The following is a 13,200-nucleotide window of genomic DNA, read 5'->3' as shown; positions in this document are numbered from 1 at the left end:
ATGCTGGGCGACGACGCGCGCTTCACCGTCTCGGCAGACGGCGTGTGGTCCATCGCCTCGCCGCGGGCCGTGCTGCGCGCGCTGTGCGACGAGGAGTACGTGGTGGTGGACGTGGAGACGACGGGCGGCTCGCCCGGCCATGGCCACCGCGTCACCGAGGTCGCGGCGGTGCGCGTGGCGGGCGGCGAGATCCGCGAGACGTTCTCCACCCTCGTCAACCCGGAGCGCCCGATCCCGTCGATGATCACGGCGCTCACCGGCATCACGAGCGAGATGGTCCGCGGCGCCCCGCGCTTCCACGAGGTCGCGCACCACGTCTCCGACGCCATCGAGGGCCGCGTCTTCGTGGCGCACAACGCGGCGTTCGACTGGCGCTTCGTGACGGCGGAGATGGAGAGGGCGACGGGCACTCAGCCGATGGGACGCCAGCTCTGCACGGTGCGGCTGGCGAGAAAGCTGCTGCCGCAGCTGCCTTCGCGCGGGCTGGACTCGCTGGCGCTCTTCTTCGGGCTGGAGATCGAGGCGCGGCACCGCGCGCTGGACGACGCGGTGGCCACGGCGCACGTCCTCCTGCGCTTCATCGACATGCTGTGCGAGCACGACGTGGACTGCTGGGAGAGCCTGGACGGCTTCCTCAACAAGCGCACGCCGCGGAAGAAGCGCCGCGCCAGCCCGCGCAGCATGGAGCAGGCGTGACGGACGCCCCGCGCGCCATCGCCGGCGACACCGCGCGCGTGCGCACCCGCGAGCTGGGGCGCTTCCGCATCCACGCGATCGAGTCCGGCATGCAGTGGCTGGACGGCGGCGCGATGTTCGGCGTGGTCCCCAAGCCGCTGTGGGAGAAGCGCATCCCGGCAGACGGGCGGAACCGCATCCCCCTGGCCCTGCGCTGCCTGCTGGTGGAGACGCCGGGCGAGCTGGTGCTGGTGGAGACGGGGCTGGGCAACAAGGAGAACGACCGCTTCCGCGACATCTACGGCGTGGACAACGCCGCGTCGGAAGGCTCCGGCTTCCCCGACCGGCTCCAGGAGCTGATCGCGCAGGCCGGCTTCTCGGCCGGGGACGTGGGGAAGGTGATCGACACGCACCTGCACTTCGACCACGCGGGGGGGAACACCTTCCGCGATGCCGAGGGCCAGGTGCGTCTCTCGTTCCCGCGCGCCGGGTACTACGTGCAGCGCAGCGAGTGGGAGTGGGCGCACCGCACCAACGAGCGCACGTCGGCCAGCTATCTCCCGGACAACTACGATCCGGTGGAGAAGGCGGGCCGATTCACGTTCGTGGACGGGGATGTGGAGATCGTGCCGGGCATCTCCGTGTTCCGCACGCCGGGTCACTGTCCGGGCCACCAGTCGGTGCTCCTGCGCTCCGGCGGCGAGACGGCTTGCTTCCTGGCCGACGTCGTGCCGACCATGGCCCATCTCCCGCTGCCGTGGATCATGGGCTACGACGTGGAGCCGCTGGTCACGCTGGAGAGCAAGCGCGCGCTCCTGACCCGCGCGGCCGCCGAGCGGTGGCTGCTCGTGTCCACCCACGACCCGTACACGCCCTGGGGATTTGCCGCCGGCGGGCCGAAGGGCGTCACGCTCGAAGCGGCCGAGTAGCGGAAGCATCTCATCCGCCGCCGCTGTTCCGTCGCGGTGTATCGTGCGGGGTACGAGGGGCTTCGCATCTCCCGAGATGTGTGGCGGCGGAAGGGCGGGGAGGATTCGTCAGCGGGCAACACGAACCGATCAACCGAGGCAAGTGAACGATATGGCCAACGATCCGAAGACCACGCCGGTCATCGTCAGCGCGGTCCGTACGCCCATCGGCAAGTTCCTGGGCTCGCTCTCCACCCTCTCCGCGCCCGAGCTGGGCGCCATCGCGATCCGCGAGGCGGTGAAGCGCGCGGGCATCGACGCGGCGGACATCGAAGAGCTGATCATGGGCAACGTGGTGCAGGGCGGCGAGGGCCAGGCCCCCGCGCGCCAGGCGGGCCTCAAGTCCGGCCTGCCGCCCACCGTGTCCGCGCTCACCATCAACAAGGTCTGCGGCAGCGGCCTCAAGGCCGTGATGCTGGGTGCTCAGGCGATCCGCGCCGGCGACCTGCGCGCCATGGTGGCGGGCGGGATGGAGTCGATGTCGAACGCGCCGTACTACGTGTACGGCATGCGCAACGGCGTGAAGTTCGGCGACCAGCAGCTGGTGGACGGGCTGATCAAGGACGGCCTGTGGTGCGCCACCTGCGAGGTCCACATGGGCGGCCACGCCGAGTACACGGCCAAGAAGGGTGGCATCACCCGCGAGCAGCAGGACGAGTTCGCGGTGAACTCGCACCGGAAGGCGGTCGCGGCCATCGAGGGCGGCAAGTTCAAGGACGAGATCGTCCCGGTGGAGATCGCCGGCCGCAAGGGCACCACGGTCGTCGACACCGACGAGGCGCCGCGCAAGGACACGTCGATGGAGACGCTGGGCAAGCTGAAGCCCGCCTTCCCCAAGGACGCGCCCAAGGACGTGGAGCAGCTCAGCGTGACCGCCGGCAACGCCTCGGCGCTCAACGACGGCGCGTCGGCGCTGGTGGTCGTGTCGGAAGAGTACGCGCGGGCGAACGGGCTGGAGATCATGGCCCGCATCGTCGCGTACTCGACCGGCGCGGTGGAGCCGAACGAGCTGTTCTTCGCGCCCATCCAGGCCGTGAAGAACCTGATGAAGAAGGCCGGCACGCAGATCCACGACTACGACCTGATCGAGGCCAACGAGGCCTTCGCCGTGCAGGCGCTGGCCGACGGCGCCGGGCTGGGCTGGGACTGGGACCGCGTGAACGTGAACGGCGGCGCGGTGGCGCTGGGCCACCCCATCGGCGCCTCGGGCGCGCGGGTGCTCACCACGCTGCTGCACGCCATGAAGGACCGCGACAAGGAGACCGGCCTCGCCACGCTCTGCCTCGGCGGCGGCGACGCGGTCGCCCTCGCCGTCCAGCGCGTCTGAGCCGCTGAACACGATGCCGCGCCGGTAGATGCAATCCGGCGCGGCATTCTCATTTACGTGGAAGCTGGAAGATCGAGAGACGCTATCCCCGCGTAGGGGTGCGATTCATCGCATCCGATCGCTCGGATCTGCGCAGGCGGCACCGAGACGGTTAGACGTTTCGGTAGATGTGGTCCGATCGCAGGTGGTCGCAAGCAGTCGCACAAATTCAAACGAAGACGCAAGGAGTGGTGATGAGCACTGTCCGTAGCGGCACGGCCTCGTGGGCCGGCACCGACCTGGTCCCCTCGCGCGCCGCGCGGCGCGCCATCGGCATCGGCCTCTTCGCCGTGGCGACCGCACTTTCGGCCAAGGTGGCGCTGCCCATCCCCGGCACGCCGGTGCCTTTCACCTTCGGCCCGCTGATGGTGCTGCTCTCCGGCGCCGTGCTGGGCCGGCGCGGCGGCGCGGCGAGCCAGGTCGCGTACCTGCTGGCCGGCATCGCGGGCCTGCCCGTGTTCGCGGCGGGCGGGGGCGCGGCGTACCTGCTGGGGCCCACGGGCGGCTACCTCATCGCCTACCCGCTCGCGGCGTACGTCGCCGGCATGGGCGCGGACGGCGGGGCGCTCCGCCGCATCGGCGCGCTGCTGGCGGGCCTCGCGACCATCTTCGCCGGCGGCCTGTCGTGGCTGGCGGCGGTGAAGGGCGTGGACATGGCCGTGGTGTGGGGCCTGCGCCCGTTCGTGCTCTTCGACCTGGCGAAGTTGGGCCTGGTGGCGATGGTCGCCGGCCGCATCCAGGGCCGCACGCGCACGCTGTTCCGGGGCTGAGCGGTTGAGCGAGCACGCGCCGGACGCCGCCCCCGCGGCGGACGCGAAGCCGGGCACGCTCGCCTGGGTCTTGCTGGGCCCGCACGGCGTCCGCTCCGGCTGGCGCTTCGGCCTCTACCTCGTGCTCGTCATCGTCCTCTCCGGGCTGCTGACGGTCCTGGCGGCGCCGCTGGCCGGCAAGTCCATGGTGGCCGGCTTCGCCGTTTCGCTCGCCGCCGCTGTGCTCGCCGGGTGGTTCATGCTCGCGGTCGTGGACCGGCGGCCAATCGGCGCGCTGGGCTTCGCGGCAGATCGGGCCGCGCCGCGCGACTTCGGCATCGGGTTCCTGATGGGAACCGTGCTGATCGCGGCGGCGGCCGGAGTGGTCGCCGTGGCCGGTTACGCACGGTGGGTTGCCGACGCGGGCACGCCGGGCCAGCTTGCCGCCACGCTCGCCGGCGCGCTCGGCTTCTTCCTGGTCGCCGCCGCGGCGGAAGAAGCGCTCTTCCGCGGCTACGCCTTCCAGGTGCTGGCGGAGGGGTTGGGGCCGTGGGGGGCGACGCTGCTGCTCTCCGCGGCGTTCGCGGCCGGGCACCTGGGGAACCCGAACGTGAGCGCGTTCGGCATCGCCAACATCTTCCTGGCCGGGGTGATGCTGTCGGTGGCGTACCTGCGCACGCGCTCGCTCTGGTTCGCGACCGCGGTGCACGCGGGGTGGAACTGGACGATGTCGGCGCTGCTCGACTTCCCGGTGAGCGGCATCGCGCGGAATACGCCCATGTACAGCGTGGCGGAGCGGGGCGGCGGCGCCTGGCTCACAGGCGGCACCTTCGGCCCCGAGGCCGGGCTGCCGGCGACCATCGCCATCGCCCTCGCGCTCGCCTGGCTCCTCCGCACCCGCAGCGTCGGCGAGTCCGAGAAGATGCGGCGCCTGGAACCCATCGTGGACCGCCGCCTGGGCCCGGACTGGCCGCGATGACGCAGTCGAACGCGGGAGATGCGAGGCCGGAGACGCGTGGGATGCGCATCCGCCGAACGTCGTTGGACGTTCTCCGATGAGCACCCGGCGATTCTGGCTCTCGGCCGTCCTCGCGGCGCTCGGCGTCTCCGGGCTGGCGCTGCTGGTGCCCATGGGCCTGCACGTGCGCGAGCTGGGCGAGTTCCGCCGCATCTGGCTGCTGACGGTGTGGACGGCCGGGGTGATGGCGCTGCTCTTCGGCCTCGCCGCGCGGCTGGGCGGCTTCCGCGGCTTCGGGCTGCGAGAGATATCCGAGGCCGGCTCGTTCGCCGAGGCGATGGAGCGGAAGAAGCAGGCGCGCCAGGGCAGCCACGCCCCCGCGGCCGACGTGTGGGTGATCTTGACCGGCGGCCTGCTGGTGGCCGTGTACTTCGCGGGATGGCTCGCGCTCCGCTGACCGGCGGAGGCTGGGCCATGCGGCGCACATCCCAACCGAATACAGTCTACAATGTCCGAGATTCGTAAGGTCGCGGTGGTGGGTGCGGGGACCATGGGCAACGGCATCGTCCACGTCTTCGCGCAGAACGGCTACGACGTGACCATGGTGGACGTGCGGCAGGAAGCGCTGGACGCCGCGCTCAAGACCATCGGCGGCAACATGGACCGCCAGATCAAGAAGGGCGCCCTGGCCGAGGCCGACCGCGACGCCGCGCTGGGCCGCATCGCCTCCGCCACGGACCTGTCGTCCGCGGGCGCCGCCGACCTCGTCGTCGAGGCGGCGACCGAGAACCGCGACCTCAAGTTCCGCATCTTCGAAGAGATGGACCGCGTCGCGCCGGAGCACGCCATCCTCGCAACCAACACCTCCTCCATCTCCATCACCGAGATCGCGGCGCGCACCAAGCGGCCCGAGAAAGTGATCGGGATGCACTTCATGAATCCCGTGCCGGTCATGAAGCTGGTGGAGATCATCCGCGGCCTCGCCACGAGCGACGAGACGACGCGCGCGGTGGTGGAGATGTCCGAGAAACTGGGCAAGACCGTCGCCGAGGCCAACGACTATCCCGGCTTCGTGTCCAACCGCATCCTCATGCCCATGATCAACGAGGCCGTCTTCTGCCTCATGGAGGGCGTGGCGGACCGCGAGGCCATCGACACGGTCATGAAGCTGGGGATGAACCACCCCATGGGCCCGCTCGCGCTGGCCGACCTCATCGGCCTGGACACCTGCCTGGCGATCATGCAGGTGCTGCACGACGGCCTGGGCGACGACAAGTACCGCCCCTGCCCGCTGCTGCGGAAGTACGTCGCCGCCGGCAAGCTGGGCCGCAAGACGGGCGAAGGCTTCTACGCCTACTGAGTGAGGCTCACCGCGGCCGGAGATTTGCTCCGTCCGCGGCGTCTCTCTTTCGGGCGATGAAGCTCCGCCCGCTGCTTGGCGGACGGATCGCGTTGGCGCATCACCCGTCGCGGATCGGCAGAGGGTCGATGGCGGGTGAGTTGGCGGATGGCGGGATGTGAAGTGGATGAGTCGGGAGATGTACGCCGGTGGATGCCGGCGGGCCGCACGGCTCGCCGCGCGCCGGTGCTTGCATCCGCGGTGGACGAGGTTTACGACGACGGCCTAGACGGGAGATGCGCGGCCTGCGCGCTCCCTTTCGCGCGAGCAGAGACGTAACGGGATGACGCCGGAACAGGAACAGATCCGCGAGCTGGCACGCGATTTCGCCCAGGGCGAGCTGCGGCCGCACGCCGAGGAGTGGGACCGCGAGGCGGCCTTCCCGCGCGAGGTGATCGGCAAGCTGGGCGAGCTGGGCTTCCTGGGGATGATCCTGCCCGAGGAATGGGACGGCCTGGGGCTGGACGCCACGACGTACCTGATCGCGCTGGAGGAGATCGCGCGCGGCGACGCGTCGGTGGCCGTGGCGATGAGCGTGCACAACTCGCTGCCCACGCAGATGATCCTCGCCAGCGGCACGCCCGAGCAGAAGGAGCGCTGGCTCAAGCCCATGGCCCGCGGCGAGCTGCTGGGCGGCTTCGCGCTTTCCGAGGCCGACGCGGGGTCCGACGCGGCGCGGCTCTCCGCCCAGGCGCGGAAGGTGGACGGCGGCTGGGTGCTGAACGGCGCCAAGGCGTGGATCACCAACGGCGGCTTCGGCGACGTGATGGTGGCCATGGCGCGCACCGACACGCCCGAGGACCGGCGCGGCGCCAAGGGCATCGGCGCCTTCATCGTCCCCACGGACACGGAGGGCTACTCCGTGGGGAAGAAGGAGGACAAGATGGGCCAGCGCGCCAGCGAGACGGTGGGCATCGCCTTCCACGAGATGTTCGTGCCCGACGACCAGCTGCTGGGCGACCCGTCCATGGGCTTCGTGTACGCGCTGCAGGGGCTGGACAGCGGGCGCATGGGCATCGCCGCGCTCGCCGTCGGCATCGCGCAGGCGGCATTGGAGCACGCGGTGCGCTACGGCGGCGAGCGGAAGCAGTTCGGCACGCCCGTGCGCGACTTCCAGGGCATGCAGTTCAAGATGGCGAACATGGCCACCCGCATCGAGGCCGCCCGCGCGCTACTCATGCGCGCCGCCGCGGCCAAGGACGCAGGCCAGCCGGTGCGCGGCCTGGCGTCGATGGCCAAGCTGTTCGCCAGCGAGACCGCCATGTACGTGACCACCGAGGCCGTTCAGGTCCACGGCGGCTACGGCTACGTGAAGGAATACCCGGTGGAGCGGCTCTTCCGCGACGCCAAGGTCACCGAGATCTACGAGGGCACGAGCGAGATCCAGCGGACCGTGATCGCGCGCGAGCTGTACCGGGCGGCGGGCCCTTCGTAACGGCCGCCCCACTCACCCGCCGCGGGGGCGAGGTACGCCCTCGCGGCGCGGGCGGCGGCACGCGCCGCCACCCACTTCATGCACTACCTACGAGACAACGGGCATGGAACTGTTCTCAGCCATCGGCGAGCACCAGCACGAGCAGGTCGTCTTCTGCTCCGAGCCTTCGTGCGGCTACAAGGGGATCATCGCGATCCACAACACCACGCTCGGGCCCGCGCTGGGCGGCACGCGCTTCTGGAACTACACGAGCGACGAGGAAGCCTTTGTGGACGCGCTGCGCCTGGCGCGCGGCATGACCTACAAGGCGTCGGTCGCCGGCCTCAACCTGGGCGGCGGCAAGTCCGTCATCCTGGGCGATCCCAAGACGCTGCGCCGCGAGGAGATCTTCCGCGCGCACGGCCGCTTCGTGGAGACGCTCAAGGGCCGCTACATCACCGCCGAGGACGTGGGCACGTCGGTCGACGACATGGAGTACGTGGCCATGGAGACCGAGCACGTGACCGGCCGCGCCAACGCCTCGGGCGACCCGTCGCCCGTCACCGCGTACGGCGTGTACCAGGGGATCAAGGCCGCCGCGTTCGCCAAGTATGGCTCCGCCTCGCTGAGCGGCAAGACCGTCGCCGTCCAGGGCGTGGGCCACGTGGGCACCTACCTGTGCGAGAACCTCGCCGCCGAGGGCGCCAACCTGATCGTGACCGACATCGACCAGGCCGCCGTGGACAACGTGGTGAAGCGCTTCGGCGCCCGCGCCGTGGCGTCCGACGCCATCTACTCGGTCGAGGCGGACATCTATGCCCCCAGCGCCCTGGGCGCCACCATCAACGACGAGACCATCCCGCAGCTCAAGGTGGACATCGTCGCCGGCGCCGCGAACAACGTGCTCGCCGAGGCGCGCCACGGCGACGTGCTGCACTCCAAGGGCATCCTCTACGCTCCGGACTACGTGATCAACGCCGGCGGCCTGATCAACGTGTACGGCGAGCTGAACGGCTGGACGTCCGAGCGCTCCATGCGCAAGGCGGGCGACATCTACGCCACGCTCGTCGAGATCTTCCGCCTGGCGGAAGAGGCGAACATGCCCACGTACCTCGCCGCCGACCGCATCGCCGAGCGCCGTATCGAGGCCGTCGGCAAGATCCAGCGCACCTGGGTCTGAGCCGCGCCGCATCCCTGTCATCCCCCGTTCTCGGTAGATGAACGGCGGACCTAGCACTCGGATGTCGGATGTCGGCCGTGGGAAGTCGAGCGGTGGGAGGATGCGGGACATACGATGCGATAGATGGAAAAACAGAAAGGGACCCGGAGCGATCCGGGTCCCTTTTCCGTGCTGCGTCCGCCTCGCGGCGGGCGGAGCTACGCGCGGGCTCTCACGGGGAGCGGCCGGGGAACCGGCTGGCGGCGAAGCCACTCGAAGCTGGCGACGCCGGCGGCCGAGAAGGCCAGGCCCACCACGGTGAACATGGTGCCGGTGCCCAGGAAGATGCTGTCGGCGAGCGTGGAGAGGCCGAACAGGACCAGCGCCACGTCCAGGATGAGCTTAACGGTGCGGCGGTCCTCGGGAGTGCTATGGATCTCTTCGAGCATGGTAGCCTCGTTGTCGGTGTGTCTTGGAGGGAAGGCTCTTCCGTCCTTCCTCGCCGTCGTACGAGGCACCCCGCGAGCTAGTTTCAACCATCTCCCCGAACCCCGATCCAATCTCGTTCGTCCGGCCGTCGCCCCGAGAACGCATCTGCCGATGCAACAACATCTTCCGTCATTCGGAGAACGTGCTCCGAGCGCTGCGCCTGGTTCGGGGGATGCGCATCTCCCTACTTTAGCCGACGCCGGAGCGTGGGCGGGAACCCACCGGCGCGGCGCGCGTACGATGCTGCGCAAGCATCGCCGGACAGCGTCGGGCAGCCGCGCGAGCCGTCAGATCCGCCCGTGCCGGAAGTTGACGAGGATCACGCCGGGGGTGCCGGCGCCGGTGAGCTCCTCGCATGTGGAGTAGCCTTCGTGGAGCCACGGCTGCACGCCGTCGAGGGCGGTGTTCTCGTCGCCGCCGCCCTGGTGGGCGAGCCAGCGCGCCTCCTCGGGGTCGGCGGCCTGCACCACGAAGCCGAACGCGCGGTCGTGGTGCGGCTGCCAGGGGTCCTTGCCCTCCACGCACCACCACAGCGAGTCGTGGCGGGGGGTCAGCTTCCACAGCTTCAAGCGGCTCATCTCGTTCCCATTCGGCGGTCTGCTTCGCTGGGGCACCGCGCCCGGCGAGCATTCTAGCGTCCCGGCCGCCGCGGCGGGAGGGCGCGCGCCTTTGCGGGGCCGCCCGCCGCCCGCTAATCTCAGGCGCACGCAACCACACCTTCGCTCCACGACGACCCGGAAGATGATGAGAATCGCACGCGCGGCCGTCGGCTGCGCCCTGCTCCTGCTGTCCGGCTGCGCGCTGCCGCGCCCGTCGATGGAAGACTACCTGCGCGTGATGCCCCGCGTGATCGCCTTCGCGGAGGCCGACGGACGCGCGAACGCGCCGGGCCAGCCCGCGCGCGGCCCGCTGTTCCTCGACACGCCGTCGTTCGCGAGCGCGGCGTGGATGGTCACCCAGACCAAGCCGGATTCTGTGGAGCTGGGCAAGCAGGTGCGCGGCGCCATCGGCCGGCCGTACGAGGAGGCGGTGCCCCAGGTCACCATGACGTGCGACAGGAACCCGGACGGCATCGGCCCCAGCGCGGGCGGCTGCTGGGTGGACCGCTACGGCGTGTTCGTGCACCTGAACTTCACCAAGGCCACGCGCGACCGCATGGAGTTCTACGTGGCCGTCACGGTCACCAGCCACCGCACCTGGCCCACCGAGATCTGCCAGCGCACCTGGCGCCTCACCTATGAGCGCGCCGGCGGCGCCTGGCCCCAGACCGACAAGGAGCTCATCAAGTCGACCTGCGGGTGAGAGGGTCGGCTGGACGACGATGTTACGGGTGGTGGTAGTGGGATGATGAGATGAGATCGCCCGGCTCCGTGGAAGGGGGAGCCGGGCGATTTTGCATGCGGAAGGTGCCCCCTCCCCCCAGCCCCTCCCCCGCAAGCGGGAGAAGGGAGCTTGTTCCACGGTGGGTGCGAGGGGGTGCGCGATCTGGGCTTCGCGGCGGTAGCGGCGCCGACGCTTTTCGTCAGCCGCTGGGCCGCGGCTCACGTCAGAATAGCGACGTCTGGGCGGGGAGGCGCAGGCGGCGGAGACGCGTGACGTCGATGGGCTCCATGGGCGTGTGCTGGGGCGCGACGTGCACGAGGCCGCGGTAGCGCAGGCGTGCGAGGGCATCACCCACGACCTCGGACGCGAGGTTCGGGTCGTTCGCCTGCTCGCTAAGGTGCGCTAGGATCACGGTGCACAGCTCGTCGTGGTAGAGTTCGCGGGCGAGCTCGGCGGCGGCGCGGTTGGAGAGGTGGCCGTGGCTGCCGCCGATGCGCGCCTTCACCGACCACGGATACGGGCTCTCGCGCAGCAGGATCTCGTCGTGGTTGGATTCCAGGACGAGCATATGGCACTCGCGCAGGGCGTGGCGCACGGTCGCGGTGGCGCGGCCCAGGTCGGTGGCGATGCCCAGCTTCTCGCCCGTCTCACGCTCGGTGACCGTCACGGCGACCGGATCCACCGCGTCGTGCACGGTGAGGAAGGGCGTGACGACGAGGCCCCCGAACTCCACCGGCTCGGCCGAGGTGTACGGGCGCACGTCTTCGGTGCCGTCCAGCAGGCCGCTGCACGCCACGCGCGTGGGCTCGGTGAGGTAGAGGGGGATGCCCCAGCGGCGCGCCGCCACGCCCATGCCGCGAGTGTGGTCGCCGTGGTCGTGCGTGATCAGCAGCGCCGTGAGCGAATCGGGATCGACTTCCACGGCCGCAAGGCGGCGCTCCAGGTCGCGCCCGCTGAAGCCCGCGTCCACCAGCAGCCGCACGTCTCCGCACTCGACCAGGATCGAGTTGCCGCGGCTGCCGCTTCCCAGCAGGGTGACCTTCAACTCGCGCGCAGCACTTCCTCCGCGGCGGGCGCGGGTAGAACGGGAGAACGGCGGATCATCCGCCCGAACACGAGCCCCTGATCACGTCGCAGACCCCGACGCGCGAGATCGCTGCGGCGCGTAGGGGTGCGATTCATCGCATCCGTTCCGCTTCAGCCGCGCAAGCGTTCGGTGGATCTGGCGATGAGGACGCCGCATCATTCGCTTCGCATCGGCGGAGATCGCCAGGTGAAGCGTGTTCTCGGAATCGTCCAGCAGATGCGGGCGCATCAACATCATCCGCTTCACATCTACCGAACCCCGATCACATCGGCAGAGATGGGCGGGGGATGCGGGGTGATCGGCTGTCGCCCATCTACCGATTCGATCCGAATTCCGTGGAGCCGATCACATCTCCCGACCGAATCACTCAGTCCGTTCCCACGCGGCCTCGGTTCCAGGCGCGGCGGAGGAGGTCGCGAGCGGGGGCGGAGAGGACGACCTTGCGGCGGGCCATTGCGCGCTCGGCGACCTCCATGAACTTGTCTTCCCGGTACGCCGAGAGGTCGCTCCCGGTTCCCCAGCTGAAGGGCGGCACGTACTTGGGCGGCATCTCGGCCCCGTACAGGTTGCTTCCCGCGCCGATCACCGTGCCGGTGTTAAGCAGCAGGCCGATGCCGGTCTTCACGTGGTCGCCCAGGAAGCAGCCCACCTTGATCTCGCCGGTGTCCACCTCCCCGCCTGGCTGCCACAGGCGCACGGTGCCGTAGTTGTTCTTGAGGTCGCTGTTGGTGGTCATCGCCCCCAGGTTCACCCAGCTGCCCAGGTACGCGTGGCCGATGTGCCCGTCGTGCGCCTTGTTCACGTACGACAGGCAGACGCTCTCCGCAAACTCCCCGCGGATGCGGCACACCGCGCCGATGGAGCACGACTCCAGCGTGCCGCCCAGCACGGACGATCCAGGGCCGACGTACGCCGGCCCGGCGAGCCGCGTGAGCGCCCGCACCGTCACGCCGTCGTCCAGCCATACGGGCCCGGCGGTGAGGTCGAAGACGACGCCCGGCTCGATGGTCACGCCGTCCCCCAGCACGAGCGCGTGCGGCCCGAAGCGGAACGAGCCCTCGGGCAGGCGCGTCTCGTCCACGCCGGGGAAGAGCGCGGCCACGTCGGTCGCGATCTGGTCCGGCGTGGCGGACATCAGCTCCCACACGCGCGTGAGCACGCGACCGCCGAGCTGCACGGCGCCGGTGCGGTCGAGCATGGTCGGCGGATCGAGCAGGAACTCGCGCGCGGGCGCGGGCGCACCCGCGGGCGCGAACCAGCCCACGACCTCGTCGCCGATGAGCACCGGGCCCGCCCCGCCGCGGCGCTCGCGCCAGACCTGCCCGCTCCCCCACGCCGGCACCGCGCGCGACGAGAGGAAAAGCCGGTCCCCGTCCCCCGGCGCGTCGCCGATCCCCAGCACCGGCGGCGCCCCCGCCTCGTCGAAGCCGATGAGATGCTCGGCGGCGAGGTGAGCGGCGCAGCGGGCGCCGAACACGCGCTCGGCCCGCTCGCGCAGCAGCAGCGCGCCGAAGCGCAGCTCGCCGGCGGGGCGGGTGAGGGCAAAGGGCTCCCAGCCCTGCGCCACGTCGTCGTCGAACAGGATCAGGGCGAGGTCGGGCATCGGTCCGTCT

General features: G+C 70.5%; 14 protein-coding genes. 10 read left to right on the top strand and 4 right to left on the bottom strand.

Annotation, left to right across the window (positions count from 1 at the left end):
* The 9 genes from VFE05_01935 to VFE05_01895 form a co-directional block, all read left to right on the top strand.
* On the top strand, positions 1-696 hold a 696-nt coding region (locus VFE05_01935), incomplete at its 5' end, for an exonuclease domain-containing protein (GenBank protein HET6228806.1).
* Positions 693-1,604: an MBL fold metallo-hydrolase gene (locus VFE05_01930; GenBank protein HET6228805.1), complete on the top strand. Its 912-nt coding sequence runs from the start codon at positions 693-695 to the stop codon at positions 1,602-1,604. The genes VFE05_01935 and VFE05_01930, both read left to right, overlap by 4 nt.
* 151 nt (positions 1,605-1,755) lie before the next feature.
* Positions 1,756-2,970, top strand: coding sequence for an acetyl-CoA C-acetyltransferase (locus VFE05_01925; protein ID HET6228804.1), 1,215 nt, complete (start codon positions 1,756-1,758; stop codon positions 2,968-2,970).
* Between the two features lie 233 nt (positions 2,971-3,203).
* A complete protein-coding gene (locus tag VFE05_01920) occupies positions 3,204-3,779 on the top strand; it encodes a biotin transporter BioY (protein HET6228803.1) in 576 nt (191 codons plus the stop codon).
* A gap of 4 nt (positions 3,780-3,783) precedes the next feature.
* The gene (locus tag VFE05_01915; GenBank protein HET6228802.1) at positions 3,784-4,737 is read left to right on the top strand and encodes a type II CAAX endopeptidase family protein; all 954 of its coding nucleotides are present in this window, start codon (positions 3,784-3,786) and stop codon (positions 4,735-4,737) included.
* 76 nt (positions 4,738-4,813) lie between these two features.
* Entirely contained in the window at positions 4,814-5,173 is a 360-nt protein-coding gene (locus tag VFE05_01910; GenBank protein HET6228801.1) for a hypothetical protein, read from the top strand.
* 51 nt (positions 5,174-5,224) lie between these two features.
* Positions 5,225-6,076 (top strand): 3-hydroxybutyryl-CoA dehydrogenase, encoded by an 852-nt coding sequence (locus VFE05_01905; GenBank protein HET6228800.1) that lies wholly within the window; start codon positions 5,225-5,227, stop codon positions 6,074-6,076.
* 322 nt (positions 6,077-6,398) lie between these two features.
* Positions 6,399-7,550, top strand: a complete 1,152-nt coding sequence (locus tag VFE05_01900) for an acyl-CoA dehydrogenase family protein (protein HET6228799.1) — start codon at positions 6,399-6,401, stop codon at positions 7,548-7,550.
* A gap of 103 nt (positions 7,551-7,653) precedes the next feature.
* The gene (locus VFE05_01895) at positions 7,654-8,709 is read left to right on the top strand and encodes a Glu/Leu/Phe/Val dehydrogenase (protein HET6228798.1); all 1,056 of its coding nucleotides are present in this window, start codon (positions 7,654-7,656) and stop codon (positions 8,707-8,709) included.
* Between the two features lie 197 nt (positions 8,710-8,906).
* Here the strand turns inward: VFE05_01895 and VFE05_01890 are convergent, their stop codons facing one another.
* Together VFE05_01890 and VFE05_01885 are read right to left on the bottom strand one after the other, a co-directional pair.
* A complete protein-coding gene (locus tag VFE05_01890) occupies positions 8,907-9,137 on the bottom strand; it encodes a hypothetical protein (GenBank protein ID HET6228797.1) in 231 nt (76 codons plus the stop codon).
* Positions 9,138-9,464: 327 nt separating this feature from the next.
* Positions 9,465-9,755: a hypothetical protein gene (locus tag VFE05_01885; GenBank protein HET6228796.1), complete on the bottom strand. Its 291-nt coding sequence runs from the start codon at positions 9,753-9,755 to the stop codon at positions 9,465-9,467.
* Positions 9,756-9,918: 163 nt separating this feature from the next.
* Here VFE05_01885 and VFE05_01880 point away from each other — a divergent pair, with 163 nt between their 5' ends.
* On the top strand, positions 9,919-10,479 hold the full coding sequence (locus tag VFE05_01880; protein ID HET6228795.1) for a hypothetical protein: 561 nt from the start codon (positions 9,919-9,921) through the stop codon (positions 10,477-10,479).
* A gap of 244 nt (positions 10,480-10,723) precedes the next feature.
* Here the strand turns inward: VFE05_01880 and VFE05_01875 are convergent, their stop codons facing one another.
* Together VFE05_01875 and VFE05_01870 are read right to left on the bottom strand one after the other, a co-directional pair.
* Positions 10,724-11,545: an MBL fold metallo-hydrolase gene (locus VFE05_01875; protein HET6228794.1), complete on the bottom strand. Its 822-nt coding sequence runs from the start codon at positions 11,543-11,545 to the stop codon at positions 10,724-10,726.
* Between the two features lie 409 nt (positions 11,546-11,954).
* The gene (locus tag VFE05_01870; GenBank protein HET6228793.1) at positions 11,955-13,190 is read right to left on the bottom strand and encodes a putative sugar nucleotidyl transferase; all 1,236 of its coding nucleotides are present in this window, start codon (positions 13,188-13,190) and stop codon (positions 11,955-11,957) included.
* Positions 13,191-13,200 lie beyond the last annotated feature (10 nt).

Source organism: Longimicrobiaceae bacterium (genome assembly GCA_035696245.1).
Taxonomy (GTDB): domain Bacteria; phylum Gemmatimonadota; class Gemmatimonadetes; order Longimicrobiales; family Longimicrobiaceae; genus DASRQW01.
This window is presented reverse-complemented; position numbering and strand designations above follow the sequence as displayed.

Coding starts and splice junctions, on each gene's coding strand:
- VFE05_01925 (HET6228804.1), top strand. CDS start 1,756: ATGGCCAACGATCCGAAGACCACGCCGGTCATCGTCAGCGCGGTCCGT.
- VFE05_01920 (HET6228803.1), top strand. CDS start 3,204: ATGAGCACTGTCCGTAGCGGCACGGCCTCGTGGGCCGGCACCGACCTG.
- VFE05_01910 (HET6228801.1), top strand. CDS start 4,814: ATGAGCACCCGGCGATTCTGGCTCTCGGCCGTCCTCGCGGCGCTCGGC.
- VFE05_01905 (HET6228800.1), top strand. CDS start 5,225: ATGTCCGAGATTCGTAAGGTCGCGGTGGTGGGTGCGGGGACCATGGGC.
- VFE05_01900 (HET6228799.1), top strand. CDS start 6,399: ATGACGCCGGAACAGGAACAGATCCGCGAGCTGGCACGCGATTTCGCC.
- VFE05_01895 (HET6228798.1), top strand. CDS start 7,654: ATGGAACTGTTCTCAGCCATCGGCGAGCACCAGCACGAGCAGGTCGTC.
- VFE05_01890 (HET6228797.1), bottom strand. CDS start 9,137: ATGCTCGAAGAGATCCATAGCACTCCCGAGGACCGCCGCACCGTTAAG.
- VFE05_01885 (HET6228796.1), bottom strand. CDS start 9,755: ATGAGCCGCTTGAAGCTGTGGAAGCTGACCCCCCGCCACGACTCGCTG.
- VFE05_01880 (HET6228795.1), top strand. CDS start 9,919: ATGATGAGAATCGCACGCGCGGCCGTCGGCTGCGCCCTGCTCCTGCTG.
- VFE05_01870 (HET6228793.1), bottom strand. CDS start 13,190: ATGCCCGACCTCGCCCTGATCCTGTTCGACGACGACGTGGCGCAGGGC.